At 72.0% G+C, this 16,111-nt stretch carries 11 protein-coding genes; 5 read left to right on the top strand and 6 right to left on the bottom strand.

Annotated features, from left to right (window positions below; genetic code table 11):
- On the top strand, window positions 1-1,445 hold a 1,445-nt coding region (dxs, locus tag BMX97_RS30930), incomplete at its 5' end, for a 1-deoxy-D-xylulose-5-phosphate synthase (RefSeq protein WP_091754945.1).
- Between the two features lie 44 nt (window positions 1,446-1,489).
- Here dxs and BMX97_RS30925 read toward each other — a convergent pair.
- Complete coding sequence (locus tag BMX97_RS30925; RefSeq protein WP_091754944.1) at window positions 1,490-2,032, bottom strand: superoxide dismutase family protein; 543 nt, start codon at window positions 2,030-2,032, stop codon at window positions 1,490-1,492.
- Between the two features lie 115 nt (window positions 2,033-2,147).
- On the opposite strand from BMX97_RS30925, the gene BMX97_RS30920 reads away from it, so the two are divergent.
- Window positions 2,148-2,891 (top strand): TlyA family RNA methyltransferase, encoded by a 744-nt coding sequence (locus BMX97_RS30920; protein WP_091754943.1) that lies wholly within the window; start codon window positions 2,148-2,150, stop codon window positions 2,889-2,891.
- Entirely contained in the window at window positions 2,888-4,150 is a 1,263-nt protein-coding gene (locus tag BMX97_RS30915; RefSeq protein WP_091754942.1) for a class I SAM-dependent RNA methyltransferase, read from the top strand. The genes BMX97_RS30920 and BMX97_RS30915 overlap by 4 nt, the downstream gene beginning before the upstream one ends.
- Before the next feature lie 24 nt (window positions 4,151-4,174).
- Here BMX97_RS30915 and BMX97_RS30910 read toward each other — a convergent pair whose 3' ends face one another.
- From BMX97_RS30910 to BMX97_RS30900, 3 genes are all read right to left on the bottom strand, one after another.
- Window positions 4,175-6,547, bottom strand: coding sequence for a hybrid sensor histidine kinase/response regulator (locus BMX97_RS30910; protein ID WP_091754941.1), 2,373 nt, complete (start codon window positions 6,545-6,547; stop codon window positions 4,175-4,177).
- Window positions 6,548-6,692: 145 nt separating this feature from the next.
- A complete protein-coding gene (locus tag BMX97_RS30905; RefSeq protein WP_060847614.1) occupies window positions 6,693-7,463 on the bottom strand; it encodes an NAD kinase in 771 nt (256 codons plus the stop codon).
- Window positions 7,464-7,593: 130 nt separating this feature from the next.
- Complete coding sequence (locus BMX97_RS30900; protein ID WP_091754940.1) at window positions 7,594-8,562, bottom strand: MBL fold metallo-hydrolase; 969 nt, start codon at window positions 8,560-8,562, stop codon at window positions 7,594-7,596.
- A gap of 154 nt (window positions 8,563-8,716) precedes the next feature.
- On the opposite strand from BMX97_RS30900, the gene ggt reads away from it, so the two are divergent.
- The gene (gene ggt / locus BMX97_RS30895; protein ID WP_091754939.1) at window positions 8,717-10,453 is read left to right on the top strand and encodes a gamma-glutamyltransferase; all 1,737 of its coding nucleotides are present in this window, start codon (window positions 8,717-8,719) and stop codon (window positions 10,451-10,453) included.
- A 52-nt stretch (window positions 10,454-10,505) separates the two neighbouring features.
- On the opposite strand, the gene BMX97_RS30890 is transcribed toward ggt, so the two are convergent.
- Both BMX97_RS30890 and BMX97_RS30885 read right to left on the bottom strand, forming a co-directional pair.
- Window positions 10,506-12,323 carry an NAD(P)/FAD-dependent oxidoreductase gene (locus BMX97_RS30890; RefSeq protein WP_091754938.1) on the bottom strand — a complete coding sequence of 606 codons (1,818 nt, stop codon included), beginning with the start codon at window positions 12,321-12,323 and terminating at the stop codon, window positions 10,506-10,508.
- A 434-nt stretch (window positions 12,324-12,757) separates the two neighbouring features.
- Window positions 12,758-14,713, bottom strand: coding sequence for a sigma-54-dependent Fis family transcriptional regulator (locus BMX97_RS30885; protein ID WP_091754937.1), 1,956 nt, complete (start codon window positions 14,711-14,713; stop codon window positions 12,758-12,760).
- A gap of 399 nt (window positions 14,714-15,112) precedes the next feature.
- Between BMX97_RS30885 and BMX97_RS30880 the strand changes: the two genes are divergently transcribed.
- Window positions 15,113-16,084, top strand: coding sequence for a hypothetical protein (locus tag BMX97_RS30880; protein WP_143074762.1), 972 nt, complete (start codon window positions 15,113-15,115; stop codon window positions 16,082-16,084).
- Window positions 16,085-16,111 lie beyond the last annotated feature (27 nt).

Here is a 16,111-nt window from a genome sequence, read left to right as displayed (position 1 = left end):
TCATCGTCATCCTCAACGACAACGACATGTCGATCGCCCCCCCGGTCGGCGCCATGTCGTCCTACCTCGCCAGGCTCGTCTCGGGCGACACCTACCGCTCGCTTCGCGACACCGCCAAGCAGTTCGGCCGCCTGCTGCCGAAGGCCCTCTACGACACCGCGGCCCGCGCCGAGGAATACGCCCGCGGCATCCTGGCCGGCGGCGGCACGATGTTCGAGGAGCTCGGCTTCCACTACGTCGGCCCGATCGACGGCCACAACCTTGAGCACCTGCTGCCCGTCCTCAAGAACGTGCGCGACGCGCCCGACGGCCCGGTGCTGATCCACGTCGTGACCCAGAAGGGCAAGGGCTACGCCCCGGCGGAGGCCGCGGCCGATCGCGGCCACGCGGTGGTGAAGTTCGACGTGGTGTCGGGCAAGCAGACCAAGGCCAAGCCCAACGCCCCGGCCTACACCCGGGTGTTCGGCGAGAGCCTGATCAAGGCGGCGGACGCCGACGACAAGGTGGTGGCGATCACCGCGGCGATGCCGTCGGGCACCGGCGTCGACCTGTTCTCGAAGGCGCATCCCGACCGGACCTTCGACGTCGGCATCGCCGAGCAGCACGCGGTGACCTTCGCGGCGGGCCTGGCGACGGAAGGCTTCAAGCCGTTCTGCGCGATCTACTCGACGTTCCTGCAGCGCGGCTACGACCAGCTGGTCCATGACGTGGCGTTGCAGAACCTGCCCGTTCGATTCGCGCTCGACCGGGCCGGTCTTGTGGGCGCCGACGGGGCGACGCATGCGGGCGCCTTCGACCTGGCCTACCTGTGCTGCCTGCCGAACATGACCGTGATGGCGGCGGCCGACGAGGCCGAGCTGGTGCACATGGTGGCCACCGCCCACGCTCACGACACCGGGCCGATCGCGTTCCGGTATCCGCGCGGCGAGGGCGTCGGCGTCGAGATGCCCGATCGCGGCGAGGTGCTGGCGATCGGCCGGGGCCGGGTGATCCAGCGTCCGGAGGGCGCCCGGGTGGCGTTGCTCAGCCTCGGCACGCGCCTGGCGGAAGCGCTGAAGGCGGCGGAGCGTCTGGAGGCGGCCGGCATCGGCGTGACGGTGGCGGATGCGCGGTTCGCCAAGCCGCTCGACGAGGCGCTGATCCTGGACCTGGCCTCGAACCACGAGGTTCTGGTGACGCTGGAAGAGGGGTCGGTGGGCGGCTTCGGCGCGATGGTGCTGCACCTGTTGTCGTCGCGCGGGGCTCTCGACGACGGCCGGGTGCGGGTTCGCACGCTGACCTTGCCGGACAGCTACCAGGACCACGACACGCCGGAGCGGATGTACGCGGAGGCCGGCCTCGACGCCCCGTCGATCGTCAAGGTCGTCGAGGAGATCCTCCCGGCCCGCGACACGAAGGCTGCGGCCGCCAGCAACGTCGTCAGCGTCGCGCGCCGCCAGCGCTGAGACGCGAATTCGGGCCGCGTCCGGCGGACGCGGCCCGGTCGCCGTTACTTGATGACCGCGCAGGCGATGCGGGCGCCCGCATTGCCGATCGGCTGCGTGATGTGGTCGTCCTCGTTGGCGTGGATGATCAGGGCCGAGCCGTCGTTGTCCTTCAGGCCGCCCTCGCCGGTGAGCGGCGTGTCGCTCGACACCTCCGCATTCACCGAGCCGTCGGCGGCGGCAAAGACGTTCGGCATGTCGCCCTCGTCCGGCCCTTCCGGGTGCAGCAGGCCGTGCTTGGCGTTGTCGTGATTGACGTGCGCCTTGGACTCCTGGAACTTGTCGGTATCGGCGCAGCTGCCGACCGCGTGGAAGTGGATGCCGTGCCAGCCGGCCGGCAGGCCGCCGGGCTGGATCGTCACCCGCATCACCAGGGTGTTGGCGCCGTCGCGGATCGCGATCTTGCCGATCGTGTCGCCCTTGTTGTTGACGATCGGCGCGTCGTAGGTCGTCGGCGCCGCCGGCGCCTCCTGGGCGGGCTTGTCCTGCGCCAGGGCGGGAGCCGCGAGGCCGAGGGCCAGGGCGCTCGCGAGCACGATATGTCTCATGGGAAGTACTCTCCTCGTGTGCCGCCCTGTAGCTAGGGCGCGCGGCGCCGACGGGGACAGCCGGGCGGGCCGCGCGGCGGCAAACCGGTCGTAGACGATCGAGAACGGAACGGTGATGACGACGGGCGAGCGGCAGCGGGCCGACCGCCTCCTGGTGGAGGCGGGCCATTTCGAGAGCCGGGCGCGGGCGCAGGCCGCGATCGAGGCCGGGCTGGTGCGGGCCGACGGCGTCGTGGTGCGCCGCGCCTCCGACATGATCGCCCGGGGGGCCGCGATCGTCGCCGAGGCGCCGCACCCCTACGTCTCCCGCGGCGGGCTCAAGCTCGCCGCCGCCCTCGACGCCTTCGGGATCGATCCCGCCGGGCGGACCTGCCTCGACATCGGCGCCTCGACCGGCGGCTTCACCGACGTGCTGCTGCGCCGCGGCGCCGCCTTCGTCCACGCAGTCGATGTCGGCCGCTTCCAGCTCCATCCGAGCCTCGCGGCCGATCCGCGGGTCGCGGCGCGCGAGGCGACCGACGCCCGCTCCCTCACCCCGTTTCCCGAGCCGCCCTCCCTCCTGGTGATCGACGTGAGCTTCATCTCCCTACGGCTGGTCCTGCCGCCCCTGGTCCCGCTCCTGGCCCCCGGCGCCGCCCTGGCGGCGTTGATCAAGCCGCAATTCGAGGCCGGGCGCGAGCATGTCGGCCGCGGCGGGCTGGTGCGGGACGAGGCGGTGCAGGACGCGGTCTGCGCGGCGATCCGGGACCTCGTCGCGTCGCTCGGCTTCGCGGTCCGCGGCCTGATCCCGTCGCCGGTCGAGGGCGGCGACGGCAACCGCGAGTTCCTGATCGGCGCCGTGCGGGAGACCGGGCGATGAGCGAGGCGACCATGACGACGACCTGCGAGATCGCCCGCCTGGGCCTGCGCGGCGACGGGGTGACGGCGGAGGGCGTGGTGGTGCCCGGCGCCCTGCCGGGCGAGACCGTGCGGGCGGCGCCGGAGGAGGGCACCCGCCCGCCCCGCGCGCGGCTCGACGCGGTGCTGGCCCCGTCCCCGGACCGGATCGCGCCGTTCTGCCCGTATTTCGGCACCTGCGGCGGCTGCGCCGTCCAGCACCTCGCGCCCGCGCCCTACGCGGCGTGGAAGCGCGACCTCGTCGTCGGTGCGCTGGCGCGGGTGGGGATCGAGGCGCCGGTGGGCCCGCTCCTCGACGCCCACGGCGCCGGGCGCCGGCGCATCACCCTGCACGTGCGCGCCTCGGACGGCGGGCCGCAGGCCGGCTTCATGGCGGCGCGCAGCCACGCCCTCGTCCCGATCGACCATTGCCCGGTCACGGAAGCCGCCCTGCACCGCGCGCCCGAGATCGCCCGGCGGGTCAGCCGTCCCCTCGGCGGCGGGGGCGGCAAGCCCCTCGACGTGCAGGTGACCGCGACCGCGGGCGGCCTCGACGTCGATATCCGCGGCCACGGCCCGGCCTCCGACCGGGCGCGCCAGGCCCTGGTGCTCGTCGCCGGCGAGCTCGACCTCGCCCGGCTCTCCCTCCACGGCGAGGTGCTGATCGTGCGCCGCCCGCCCGAGATCCCGGCCGGCCGCTCGCGGCTGGTGCCGCCCTCCGGCGGCTTCCTGCAGGCGACGCAGGAGGGCGAGACGACGCTCGCCCGCCTCGTCGTCGAGGGGGTCGGCAAGGCGAAACGCGTGGTCGACCTCTTCTCGGGCGCCGGCGCCTTCTCGCTGGCCCTGGCCGAGGGCCACACCGTCCACGCCGTCGAGGGCGAGGACGGGGCCCTCAAAGCGCTCGACCGCGCCTTCCGGGAGACCGGCGGCCTGCGCACCGTGACGACCGAGCGCCGCGACCTCTTCCGCCGGCCGCTCCTGGCGCCGGAGCTCGACCGCTACGACGCGGTGGTGTTCGACCCGCCGCGCGCCGGCGCCGAGACGCAGAGCGCGCGCATCGCCGAATCGAAGGTGCCGGTGGTGGTCGGCGTCTCCTGCGACGCCGGCAGCTTCGCCCGCGACGCAGCGCTCCTGGTGCGCGGCGGCTACCGGCTCGAGACCGTGATCCCCGTCGACCAGTTCCGCCACTCGCCGCATGTCGAGATCGTCGGCGTGTTCAAGCGGCCGGGCAAGAAGCGCTGAGCCCGCCGCCCGGCGGGGGAGGGCTCAGCCGTCCCCCGGCTCCGTCCGCGCCTGCAATTCCTCGATCAAGCCCTGGATCGCCGGGGGCACGGGCTCCTCGGACCGGTCGGAATACATCGTCCGCAGCAGCCGGCCGATCTCGCCCAGGGACACGCTGCCCTTGACGATCACCCGCTCGGTGTCGCGGCCCAGCCTCTCCTTCTCGGCCGGGGTGATGTCCTTGGCGGTGAGCACCACCACCGGCACGTCGCCGCCGTCGGGCCGGGCGCGCAGCTTCGTCAGGAAGTCGAAGCCGTCCATCACCGGCATCATCAGGTCGAGGAGGATCAGCGAGGGCCGGCCCTCGTCGAGGCGGGCGAGGCCGGCGGCGCCGTTCTCGGCCTCGCGCACGGTCCAGCCGTCCCGCGACAGGCTGCGGCGCATCCGCTCGCGGGCATCCGCGTCGTCGTCGACGAGCAGCACCGTGCCGGGTGCGTCGGCCGGGCGGTAGCGCTCCATCAGGGCCTTCAGGTGGTCCCAGTCGATCGGCTTGACGAGGTAGTCGGTGGCGCCCAGCGCCCGGCCGAGGCCCTGCTCGTTGACCACCGAGGTCATGATCACCGGGGTGGCGGCGAGGTCCGGATCCTTGCGGATCGCGTGCAGCACCGACCAGCCGTCCATCCGGGGCATCTCGATGTCGAGCAGGATCGCCCGCGGCCGCAGGGCCCGGGCGAGGCTCAGGCCCGCGCGGCCGTCGCTGGCGGTGCGCACCCGGAACCCCTCGCGCTCGAGGAAGCGCGACAGGAGCTCCCGGGCCGCCGGGTCGTCGTCGACGAGGAGCACCACGTCGTGGCGCTGGGCCTCCGCCTTGGCCTCGGCGACCGCCCGCACCTCCTCGGGCGTCGGCTCGTCGTCCGCGGCCGGCAGCACCGCCGGCAGCCGGATGGTGAAGGTCGCGCCCACGCCGTAGGTCGAGGTCACGGCGATGTCGCCGCCCATCCGCTGGCAGAAGGCGCGGGTGATGGCGAGGCCCAGCCCGGTGCCGCCGAACTGCCGGGTGGTCGATTCGTCGGCCTGGGCGAAGCGCTCGAACAGGCGCCCGCACTGCTCCTCGGTGAGCCCGATGCCGGTATCCGTCACCGCGAAGGTCAGCCAGTCGACCCCCTCGACGCTCTCGCGCCGGGCCGAGAGGGTGACGGTGCCGTCCTCCGTGAACTTCGCGGCGTTGCCCAGGAGGTTGACGAGGCCCTGGCGCAGCTTGCCCTGGTCCTGGTGCATCGCGCCGATGTCGTCGGGGATGTCGAGCACCAGGCGGTTGCGCTTCTTGCCCACCAGGGAGTCGGTCGCCGCCACCACGTCGTCGACCATGTCGCGGACGGAAAAGTCCTCCCCCGCCACGGTCATGCGGCCGGCCTCGATCTTCGAGATGTCGAGGACGTCGTTGATGAGGCCGAGCAGGTGACGCGCCGACGATTCGATCTTGCGCAGGTCGGGCAGCAATTCGGCCTGGCCGAGATCCTCCAGTTCCTCGGCCAGCATCTCCGAGTAGCCGATCACCGCCGAGAGCGGCGTGCGCAGCTCGTGGCTCATGTTGGCGATGAACTGGCTCTTGGCGCGGTTGGCGGCCTCCGCCGCGTGACGCGCCCGCTCGATCTCGGCCTCGGCCTCCTTGCGGTCGGTGATGTCGACATGCATGCCGACCCATTCGCGCAACGACCCATCCTCGGCGATGACGGGGGCGGCCCGCACCTCCATGTGGCGCCAGGCGCCGTCGCGCCGGCGCATCCGGTACTCGATCTCGAAGGGCGTGCGCGTCTCGACGGCCCGGGCCCAGGCGTCGGCGGCCCGGGCGCGATCGTCCGGGTGCACCGCCTCGACCCAGCCCCAGCCCTGGCATTCCTCGTCGCTCTGGCCGGTATAGGCGGTCCAGCGCCACTGCCCGATCGAGAGCTCGCCGCTGGCGTCCGTCGACCAGATGATCGCCGCGGCGCTGTCGACGAGGGCGCGAAAGCGCTCCTGGGCGTGGCGCAGGCGCTCCTCGGCGGCGCGCCGCCGGGTGATGTCGGTGTTGGTGCCGTACCAGCGCAGGATCCGCCCGGAGGCGTCGCGCGAGGGCTGGGCCCGCGACAGGAACCAGCGGAAGACCCCGTCGGCGCCTTTCAGCGGAAACGTATCCTCCCACGGCTCGCCGCTGGCGAAGGCGCGGCGGAAGCGTGCCTCGACCCGCTCGAGGTGGTCGGGGTGGTGGACGGTCCGCCAGCCCCAGCCCTGCATCGTCTCGAGGGTGGTTCCGGTGTAGTCGTACCAGCGCTGATTGTACCAGATGATCGCGCCGTCGGCCTCGGCGATCCAGGCGAGCTGGGGCAGCGATTCGGCGAGATTGCGGTAATCGTCCGGCTGCAGGGCGCTCTCGCTCATCGGGCGCGGCCCCGGACGGGGTGCGAGGGCAGGCGGTCGGGCATCCGGAGGCTCCGTGGCGAGGCCCCGACAGGGGGCCAGGCGACGGAACTAAGCGGGCGCGGGCCGGCTTCCAGTGCGCTGCGATGACCTCGCGTCGCGGGCCTCAGCCGAACTGCTCGCGCAGGATGCGCTCGTCCATGCCCTGGCCGGGATCGTGCAGCATCACGAGGTCGGTCGAGCGGTCGAGCTGGGTCTCGACCCGGGCGACGCGGCGGAACTCGGTGTGGTCGGCCACCGCCGCGACCGGGCGGTATTCCGGGTCCTTGACCTCAATGCGGATGCGGGCGTGGTTGGGCAGCAGCACGCTGCCCTGACGCCGCGGCCGGAAGGCCGAGATCGGGGTGAGCGCGATGAGCTGCGAGGAGATCGGCAGGATCGGCCCGCCGACCGAGAGGTTGTAGGCGGTCGAGCCCACGGGGGTCGCCGCCAGCACCCCGTCGGCGATCAGCTCGGGCAGGCGGACCTGGCCGTCGATCGAGATCTTCAGCTTGGCGGTCTGGTGGGTCTGGCGCAGCATGTAGACCTCGTTGACCGCCCGCGCCGTGTGGGTGAGGCCGAGCACGTCGGTCACCACCATCAGGAGCGGGTGGACGATGCTGCGCTGCGCCACCTCCAGCCGCTCGATCAGGTCGTCGAGGTGGAACTCGTTCATCAGGAAGCCGACGGTGCCGCGGTTCATGCCGTAGATCGGCTTGCCGGTGCCCATGAAGCGGTGCAGCGCCTGCAGCATCAGGCCGTCGCCGCCCAGTCCCACCACCACGTCCGCCTCTTCGGGCGGGACGTGGTCGTAGCGCTGCATCAGCATCTCGGCCGCCTCGCGGGCGTCGGGCGTCGGGCTCGCGATGAAGGCGATCTGGTTGAAGCGCCGCGCCATGTGGGATGTCCCGACCGCCGAACGATGATCCCGCCGCGCCTCCCTCGACGCGCACGGCCGCCGGGCCGTCGCCGGCCGCGTCGACACGAGGCATAGCATGCGGGGGAGGCGTTGCGTCCAGCGGCCGGCCTCAGACGGGATCGAGCCCCCACTGCACCGGCACGAACTCGTAGGCGCCGCCGGCCTTGGCGATGTGGCCGGCGGCCGGGAAGGGGGCGTGGTAGAAGGCCACCGGCATCCCCTCGTCGGCCATCAGCGCCAGCATCTTGTGGCGGGTGGCCCGCGCCTCACCGGCATCCATGTCGAAGAGCGCCGACCAGTCGGGATGGCGCACGAACAGGGCCGGGTGGTTGGTGATGTCGGAGGCGATCAGGAGCCGCTTGCCGCCCGATTCGAGGCGGAACGAGGTGTGGCCGGGCGTATGGCCGGGGGTGCCCAGCGCCGTGAGGCCCGGCAGCACCTCCTTGTCCCACGGATAGCGTTCGACCTTGAGGCCGCTCCCGAAGGTTTTCTGGACGGCGCCGAGATTGGCCTTCAGGGCCTCGGGCGGGTTGGCGATCCGGCCGTCATCCATCCAGAAGCGCCACTCGGCCTCCGGCACCAGCACCTGGGCGTTCGGGAAGGTCGGGCTGCCGTCCTTGCGCTTGAGGCCGAGGATGTGGTCGGGGTGGAAGTGGCTGATCACCACCGCGTCGACCGTGCCCGGGTCGATCCCCGCGAGGGAGAGCCCCCGCAGCACGCCGCCGGTGCCGGGCGGGCCCTGGTCGGCGAAGCCCGCATCGACGAGCACCCGCTTGCCCCCGAGGGTGAGGAGGAGCGGCGTGAAGGTGATCGGCAGGGTGTCGGTCGGCAGGAAGGCCCGGGCGAGGGCGCCCTGCACCTCGGGGAGGGGTGCGTTGCGCACGAAGCCCGCATCGAGCGGGCGCTTCACCCCGCCCTCGTGCAGGGCCAGGATAGACGCCTCGCCGACGCCGTACCGGTAGGCGCCCGGCAGGTCGGCCACGGGGGCCGCGCCGCCCCCGGCGAGGCCGGGCGCGCTGGCGAGCACCGGGCCGGCCAGGATGCCTCCGGCCATGAGGGTGCGACGGTTCATCGACATGGAGGCCTCCCCGGATCTCTTCACCCCGCAGCTAGAGCGCGGGGCGCGGAAGGGGATGGGTCTCACAAAGGTTTACGTCGCGCCCGGTCGCGGAGGCGATTCAGCGGCGCGCCGCCCTCGTGTACCGTGGCGGCGAATCAACCAGGGATCCGCCATGCGCCACAGGCTCGCCGCGATCGGCACCACGCTCCTCACCGCGTTCCTCGTCGTGGCGGTCCCGGGGGGCCCGGCCCTCGCCGCCTCGCGGGCGCCGGTCGCCGCCGAGCACGGCATGGTGGTGACGGCGCAGCATTATGCCACGCAGGTCGGCGTCGACGTCCTGAGGCAGGGCGGCAACGCCATCGATGCGGCGGTCGCGGTCGGCTACGCCCTGGCGGTGGTCTATCCGGCGGCCGGCAACCTCGGCGGCGGCGGCTTCATGACGATCCAGCGCGCCGACGGCAGCCGGACCTTCCTGGACTTCCGCGAGAAGGCGCCGCTCGCCGCCACCCGCGACATGTTCCTCGACAAGGACGGGAACGTCATCAAGGGCGCGAGCACCAAGAGCTTCCTGGCGGTCGGCGTGCCCGGCACCGTGTCGGGCCTCGATTACGCCCTGGCGAAGTACGGCACGAAGCCCCGCGCCGACCTGATGGCGCCGGCGATCCGGCTGGCGCAGGAGGGCTTCGTCCTCGACCAGGGCGACGTCGACATGCTCGGCACCGCCACCGAGGATTTCGGTAAGGACCCGGCCTCGGCCAAGATCTTCCTGAACCAGGGCCGGCCCTACGGCGTCGGCGACCGGCTCGTCCAGACGGACCTCGCCGGGACCCTGCGGGCGATCAGCGAGCGCGGGCCCGACGGGTTCTACAAGGGCGCGGTCGGCGACGCGCTGACCGCCTCGAGCCGGGCGAAGGGCGGGCTGATCGTCCAGGCCGACCTCGACCGCTACGCCACCCGCGAATTGCCGCCGATCGAGTGCGACTACCGCGGCTACCGGGTGATCTCGGCCCCGCCGCCCAGCTCCGGCGGCGTGGTGATCTGCGAGATGCTGAACATCCTCGAGGGCTACGACCTCGCCAAGCTCGGCTGGGGCTCGGCGCAGGCCGTCCACTACGAGATCGAGGCGATGCGCCACGCCTATATCGACCGCAACACCTACCTGGGCGACCCGGCCTTCGTGAAGAACCCGGTCGAGCGGCTGACCGACAAGGCCTATGCGGGCAAGATCCGCGCGGCGATCGACCCGCAGAAGGCCGGAATCTCGGCCGAGCTGAAGCCCGGCACGGCCCCGCACGAGGGCAGCAACACCACCCACTACTCGATCGTCGATTCGGCCGGCAACGCGGTCTCGGTGACCTACACCCTCAACGACTGGTTCGGCGTGCGGATCACCGCGGAGGGCACGGGCGTGCTCCTCAACAACGAGATGGACGACTTCACCGCCAAGGTCGGCGTGCCGAACATCTACGGCCTGCTCCAGGGCGAGGCCAACGCCGTCGCCCCCGGCAAGACGCCCTTGAGCTCGATGAGCCCGACCATCGTCACGAAGGACGGCAAGCCGGTCTTCGTGACGGGCACCCCCGGCGGCAGCCGGATCATCACGGTGGTGCTGCACAGCATCCTCAACGTGATCGATTACGGCATGAACGTGCAGGAGGCCGCCGACGCGCCGCGCCTCCACAACCAGTGGATGCCCGACGTGACCAATGTCGAGCGCTTCGCCCTGTCGCCGGACACCCAGCGGATCCTGGAGGGCATGGGCCACAAGTTCGGCCCGGCCCAACCGGCGAACCACCTCGCGGCGATCCTGATCGGCGCACCGACGCTCGGCGGCAAGCCGGTCGGGGCCTTCCGCTACTACGGCGCCAACGACCCGCGCCGGAACACCGGGAGCGCGCAAGGGTACTGAGCGGCCCCCGGGACGGGGACCGGCGCGGCGGCTCGCGCCGGTCCACCCGCGTTCAGGCCGCGTGATGCGTCTCGGCGAGCGCGTAGACCGGCGTGTCCAGCCTCTCCATGCGGGCCTTGAGCTGGAGCGCGAGGTAGAGCGAGTAGTGGCGCGACTGGTGCAGGTTGCCGCCGTGGAACCACAGGGCGTCCTGCCGGGTCGGCTTCCACATGTTGCGCAGCTCGCCCTCCCACGGGCCCGGATCCTTGGTGGTGTCCGAACCGAGGCCCCAGCACTTGCCGACCCGGTCGGCGACCTCCTGGCTGATGAGCTTCGCCGCCCAGCCGTTCATCGAGCCGTAGCCGGTGGCGTAGACGATCACGTCGGCAGGCAGCCGCGTGCCGTCGTCGAGTACCACCGCGTCCTCGGCGATCTCCTGCACCTTGCCGTGCGCCAGCTTGATCTTGCCGTCGGCGATCAGGTCGGAGGCGCCGACATCGATGTAGTAGCCCGAGCCGCGCCGCAGGTACTTCATGAACAGGCCTGAGCCGTCGTCGCCGAAATCGAGCTGGAAGCCGGCCTTCTCGAGCCGGGCGTAGAAGTCGGCGTCGCGGATCTTGGCCTGCTCGTACACGGGCACGTGGAACTCGTGCATGATCCGGTAGGGCACCGAGGCGAACAGCATGTCGGCCTTGTCGGTGGTGATCCCCTTGGCGAGCGCCTCCTCCGAGTAGAGGCCGCCGAGCGCCAGTTCCATCAGCGTGTCGGACTTGACGATGTGGGTCGAGGAGCGCTGCACCATCGTGACGTCGGCGCCGTTCTCGTAGAAGTCGGCACAGATGTCGTGGGCCGAGTTGTTGGAGCCGATCACCACCGCGCGCTTGCCGCGATAGGCCTCGCCGCCCGGGTGCCGGCTCGAATGGTGGCTCTCGCCCGCGAAGCGCTCCATGCCGGGATAGTGCGGCAGGTTCGGCACGCCCGACATGCCGGTGGCGAGCACGAGCTGCCTGGGCCGGAGCGTCAGCCGCTCGCCGTCGCGGGTGAGCTCGACCACCCACTCGGCGGCCGATTCGTCGTAGCGGGCCGAATGGACCTCGGTCCTCGACCAGTAGTTCAACTCCATGACCTTCGTGTACATCTCCAGCCAGTCGCCGACCTTGTCCTTGGCGGCGAAGACCGGCCAGTGATCGGGGAAGGGCAGGTAGGGCAGGTGGTCGTACCAGACCGGGTCGTGCAGGTGCAGCGACTTGTAGCGGCTGCGCCACTGGTCGCCGGGCCGGTCGTGCTTGTCGACGACGAGCGCCGGCACGCCGAGGCGCTTGAGCCGGGCACCGAGCGCGATGCCGCCCTGGCCGCCGCCGACCACCAGCGCGTAGGGCTGGCGGGTGCGGCCGAGCTCGGCCTCCTCGTCGCGCCGCCGCTCCGACCACGAGCGCCGCCCGGGCTCGACGCCGTGATGCACGCCGCGCTCGCGCCGCGGCCCGCCCGGCTCCTCGAACCCCTTCAGCTCGCGCGCCGCGGTCAGCAGCGTCCAGGCCTCCTCGCCCCTGAGCCGCAGGTAGCCGCGCCCGCGCAGGGTCGCGGTCTCGAAGGCGATCCAGGCCTCGGTGACGCCGTCGGCCTCGCTCGCCGGCTCCTCCAGGGTGAAGCTCCCGGGCGCCACCGCGCCGAGCTGCGCCGCCAGCATGTCGCGGATGGCGCCCCGGCCCTCCAGCGTGGTGATGTTCCAGGTGAAGGCGACGAGGTCGCGCCAGAAGCACGTCCCGGCAAACAGCTCCGCCGCACCCGCGGCGTCGCGTGCGCTCAAGGCGGCCTCGAACCGGTCGAGCCAGCCGATCACCCGCTCGTCGGCGGGCGACAGCCGCTCCAGCTTTCCAACCACGGCGTCCATCGGGGTTCCTCCTCGTTTGTTATGGGGGAGGAAGCGCAAGGGGTGTGCCAGGGGTGGAGCAGGATCGACGCCGGGATGCCCCGTTGCCCGAATCGGCATCCATCCAACACACATCCTCATCCCGAGGCGTCGGCCCATCGACGATGGGCCGATCCTGAAGGAGATCTCCAGCATGCTCGGCGATTTTTGGAACCATCCTCCAAGATCGATCGATCGCAGATCGACACATCCGTCGGTATAAGCTCGATGGCGGGATAGAACGCTCCCCGCGACATCGGACCCATCGGTCGAACATGCTCCGAGAGAGGCGAGATTCGGAAGAAGGGTGTTCCTGACATCCTCTGGACCAGAGGCGCGGTGCATCATGCGCCACGCCCGACGCCACACCTGAGGTGCCCCACCTGTGGCGAGCGCCCCGCCCCAGGTGGGGCGCCTCACCCCGCGTGGTTGGGCGAGACGAGGCCGAGGCGGCGCATGCGCCGGTGCACGGTGGAGCGGTCGAGCCCGAGGTCGCGGGCCACCGCCGAGACGTTCCAGGCGCGCCGGCGCAGGGCCTCGGCGAGGGGATCGGCAAGGACATCGGCAGGGGGGTCGGCGAGAGGGCCGGCGGGCGGTTCGTCCCGCACCGGGGCCGCCGCGGGCGGCGCGGGGTCGGGGCGCCAAGCCGCGACCGTCGGCGGCAGGTCGGCGGGGACGATCTCCGGTCCCTCGGCGAGCGCGCAGGCGTAGTCGAGGGCGCCGACCAGCTCGCGCACGTTGCCGGGCCAGGGATGGCGAGCGAGCGCCGCCGCGGCCGCCGGGGAGAGGCGTGGCGAGCCGGGCCGCCCCGCCAGCAGCCGCGCGACGAGCGCGGCGACATCGGCGCGCTCGCGCAGGGGCGGCAGGACGAAGCGGGCGCCGGCGAGGCGGTACAGCAGATCCTCGCGGAAGCGGCCCTCGGCCACCATGGCGGCGAGGTCGCGATGCGTCGCGGCGATCACCCGGATGTCGACGGGAGACGGCTTCCCGGCCCCGAGCGCCGTCACCTCGCGCTCGGCCAACACGCGCAGCAGGCCGGTCTGGGCAGAGAGCGGCATGTCGCCGATCTCGTCGAGGAAGAGCGTGCCGCCATCGGCCTGCTGAACGAGGCCAGTCCGGGCCTTGGCCGCCCCGGTGAAGGCGCCGGCCTCGTGGCCGAACAGCTCGGACTCGATCAGGCTCTCGGGCAGGGCCGCGCAATTGACCGCGACGAAGGGCTTGCCGGCGCGACGCGACGCGCCGTGCAGAGCACGGGCGAAGAACTCCTTGCCGGTGCCGGTCTCGCCGCCGACGAGGAGGCTCACCCCCGCCTCGAACAGGCGTGCGGCCCGGCCGGCCATGCGCGCCAGCGCCGGGTCGCCGCCGGCGAAGTCCGGGGCGGCGGGCCGCGCGGGGGCGGCGGGCGGGGTGCGCACGGGAGCGGCGGCCGGCTCCAGGGCGAGGGCGTAGAAGCGCTCGCCGCCGCGCAGGCGCAGCACCCGCCGCTCCACCGGCACCGCCCGGGTGAAACGCGGTAGGTCGTCGACCGAGGCCTCGAACAACGCGTCGAGGCGCAGCCCGAGGCCGGCATGCGCGAGGTCGGAGGGCCCGCGCGGGCGGTGCAGGGCGCGGTCGATCAGCGCCCGGGCCCGGCTGTTGAAGCCGAGGATGCGCCCGCCCGCATCGACCGCGAGCGCCAGCTCGGGCTCGATGTCGGCGAATTCCGGCGAGCGCGACAGGTGGAGGATCCACTCGCGCCGGAAGCCGTTGTGCAGGCTCGCGGTCTCGATGCGGTGGGCGAACGAGGTGACGAGTTGGAGCGCGAGGTGCTGGCTCGCCTTCGGGGCCGGCGCCTGCAGGGCCGAGATGTCGAGCACCGCGGCGAGCGTGCCGTCGGCGGCGTAGACCGGCGCCGCCGTGCAGGTGAGCCCGATATGGTCGCCGGCGAAGTGGTCGTCGAGATGGACCGACAGGGCCTCGCCGGTGGCGATGCAGGTGCCGACCGCGCAGGTGCCGGCGAGGTGCTCGTTCCAGTCCGAGCCGCGATAGAGGCCGGCGCGGCGCAGGTCGCCGTCGCGGCCGGAATCGCCGATGAAGTCGACGGCGACGCCGCGGGCATCGGCGAGGATCAGCACGTAGCCGAGGCCCGAGACCTGCCGGTACAGCGCCTCGACCCCGAAGCGCGCCACCCGGATCAGGTCGTCGAGGGCGTCGCGGTGCTCGCGCAGGCGCGCCTGGGTGTGGATGTAGGCCCGCCGGGGCGCCGCGGGATCGAGCCGGTACTCGGCCAGGCACCGCTGCCACGACTGGTTGATGAGCGGGTCGCGCACGGCCTCGCCGCCGCTCGCCGCCCGGACGAGCTCGTCGATGTGGGCCATCACGGCAGACCGCATCGCATCCTCCCCGACCCTGTTCGGGCCATTCTGCGCGCGAACCGCGCATCGGGAAAGATCGGCGGCGCGGGGCGCCCGCTCCCCTTCGGTCCGCCGCGGCGGCGCGCCCGATAACGTGTCGTTAAGACTGCTCCGAGCGCCGAGGTGTCAGACCTATCGAAGATCCGTCCATTAACGGACTCAAAACCAGGCCCGACCTACAAAAACCCAGGCTTTCAGCGCCAAGCACACACTAAATTCTTGTGCCAGCTATAGATTTTGCGCACCTGTAATTTTGGGAAGACCACCATGCTCGCTCCGGACAGATCGCGTACGGTCGCACAGATCGATCATCTGATCGTGGCGAATACCGAGGCGGTCGCATGGTGCAAGGCCATCACGGATGCCGTCCTGCCTCCGATGCCGTCTTCGGCGCCCGAATGGTATGCCGACGCGAAGGCCAAGCTATCGGCGGCGGTGGCGGATGCTCACGGCTGGGTCCTGGATTGCGGCCCGCGGCTCTTCGCCGATTGCCTGCAATCCCATCTCACCTTCGCGAACCTGTTCTGCGCCAGCGTCGAGCGGCTGAAGGGCCCGCTCGCCGCGGCGCGCGCCCGCGGCGGCGCCCTCACCGGGGAGGAGCGGGACGCGCTGCACACGCTGCTCACCGAGCTCCTGGCGGAGGCCAAGGACCAGCACGCGACGATCCGCAGCCATCGCGACCGGCTCGAGGCGTTCCGGCGCCGGATGGACGCCCATTCGGGCGGGCTGCGGCCGATCCTCGCGCGCATCAAGACGTCGGACGCGGCCGAGCAGAAGAAGACCGACGAGATTCTGGGCAGGATCGCATCCCTGCGCGAGGAGCTCGCGGTCGTGGTGGCCGCGCAGAAATCCTCGACCGACTCGACCATGAAGGGCTCCGCCAAGAGCGTCTACGCGCTCACCTTCGGCCTCTGGTGGGCGACGGGCGCGCTGTCGGGCTCCGCGGTCGTCGGCTTCGCCATGCTGGGCTACGAGGCCTACAAGCTGAAGTCGCTCATGGTGCGCTATCGCAAGACCTTCGCGGAGATCACGACGCTGACCAACCAGCTCGGCGACATCGGGCTGCAGGTCGTGGCGATGAGCCAGGTCGACAGCCTCCTGGCGCAGATCGAGGACAAGAACCAGCGCGCCGCGACCGGGATCGAGAGCGTCGACCTGATCTGGAGCCATCTGATCGATAAGCTCCAGACGGCGTGCGAGATCGTGTCCCAGCCGATCGTGGACGTCGACGCCTACGGCGACCTGCGCAGCCTCGAATTCGCGGCCAAGTCCTGGCAGGGCCTGGGACAGGATGCCGCCGACCGGCAGAGCCTGAAGCTCGAGGTCCAGACCATGGATCTCGGCCGGTAGATCGCGCTCGCGAGACCCCCGGTCGTC

The sequence above is a fragment of the Methylobacterium sp. ap11 genome, assembly GCF_900110515.1.
Lineage (GTDB): Bacteria > Pseudomonadota > Alphaproteobacteria > Rhizobiales > Beijerinckiaceae > Methylobacterium > Methylobacterium ajmalii.
This window is presented reverse-complemented; position numbering and strand designations above follow the sequence as displayed.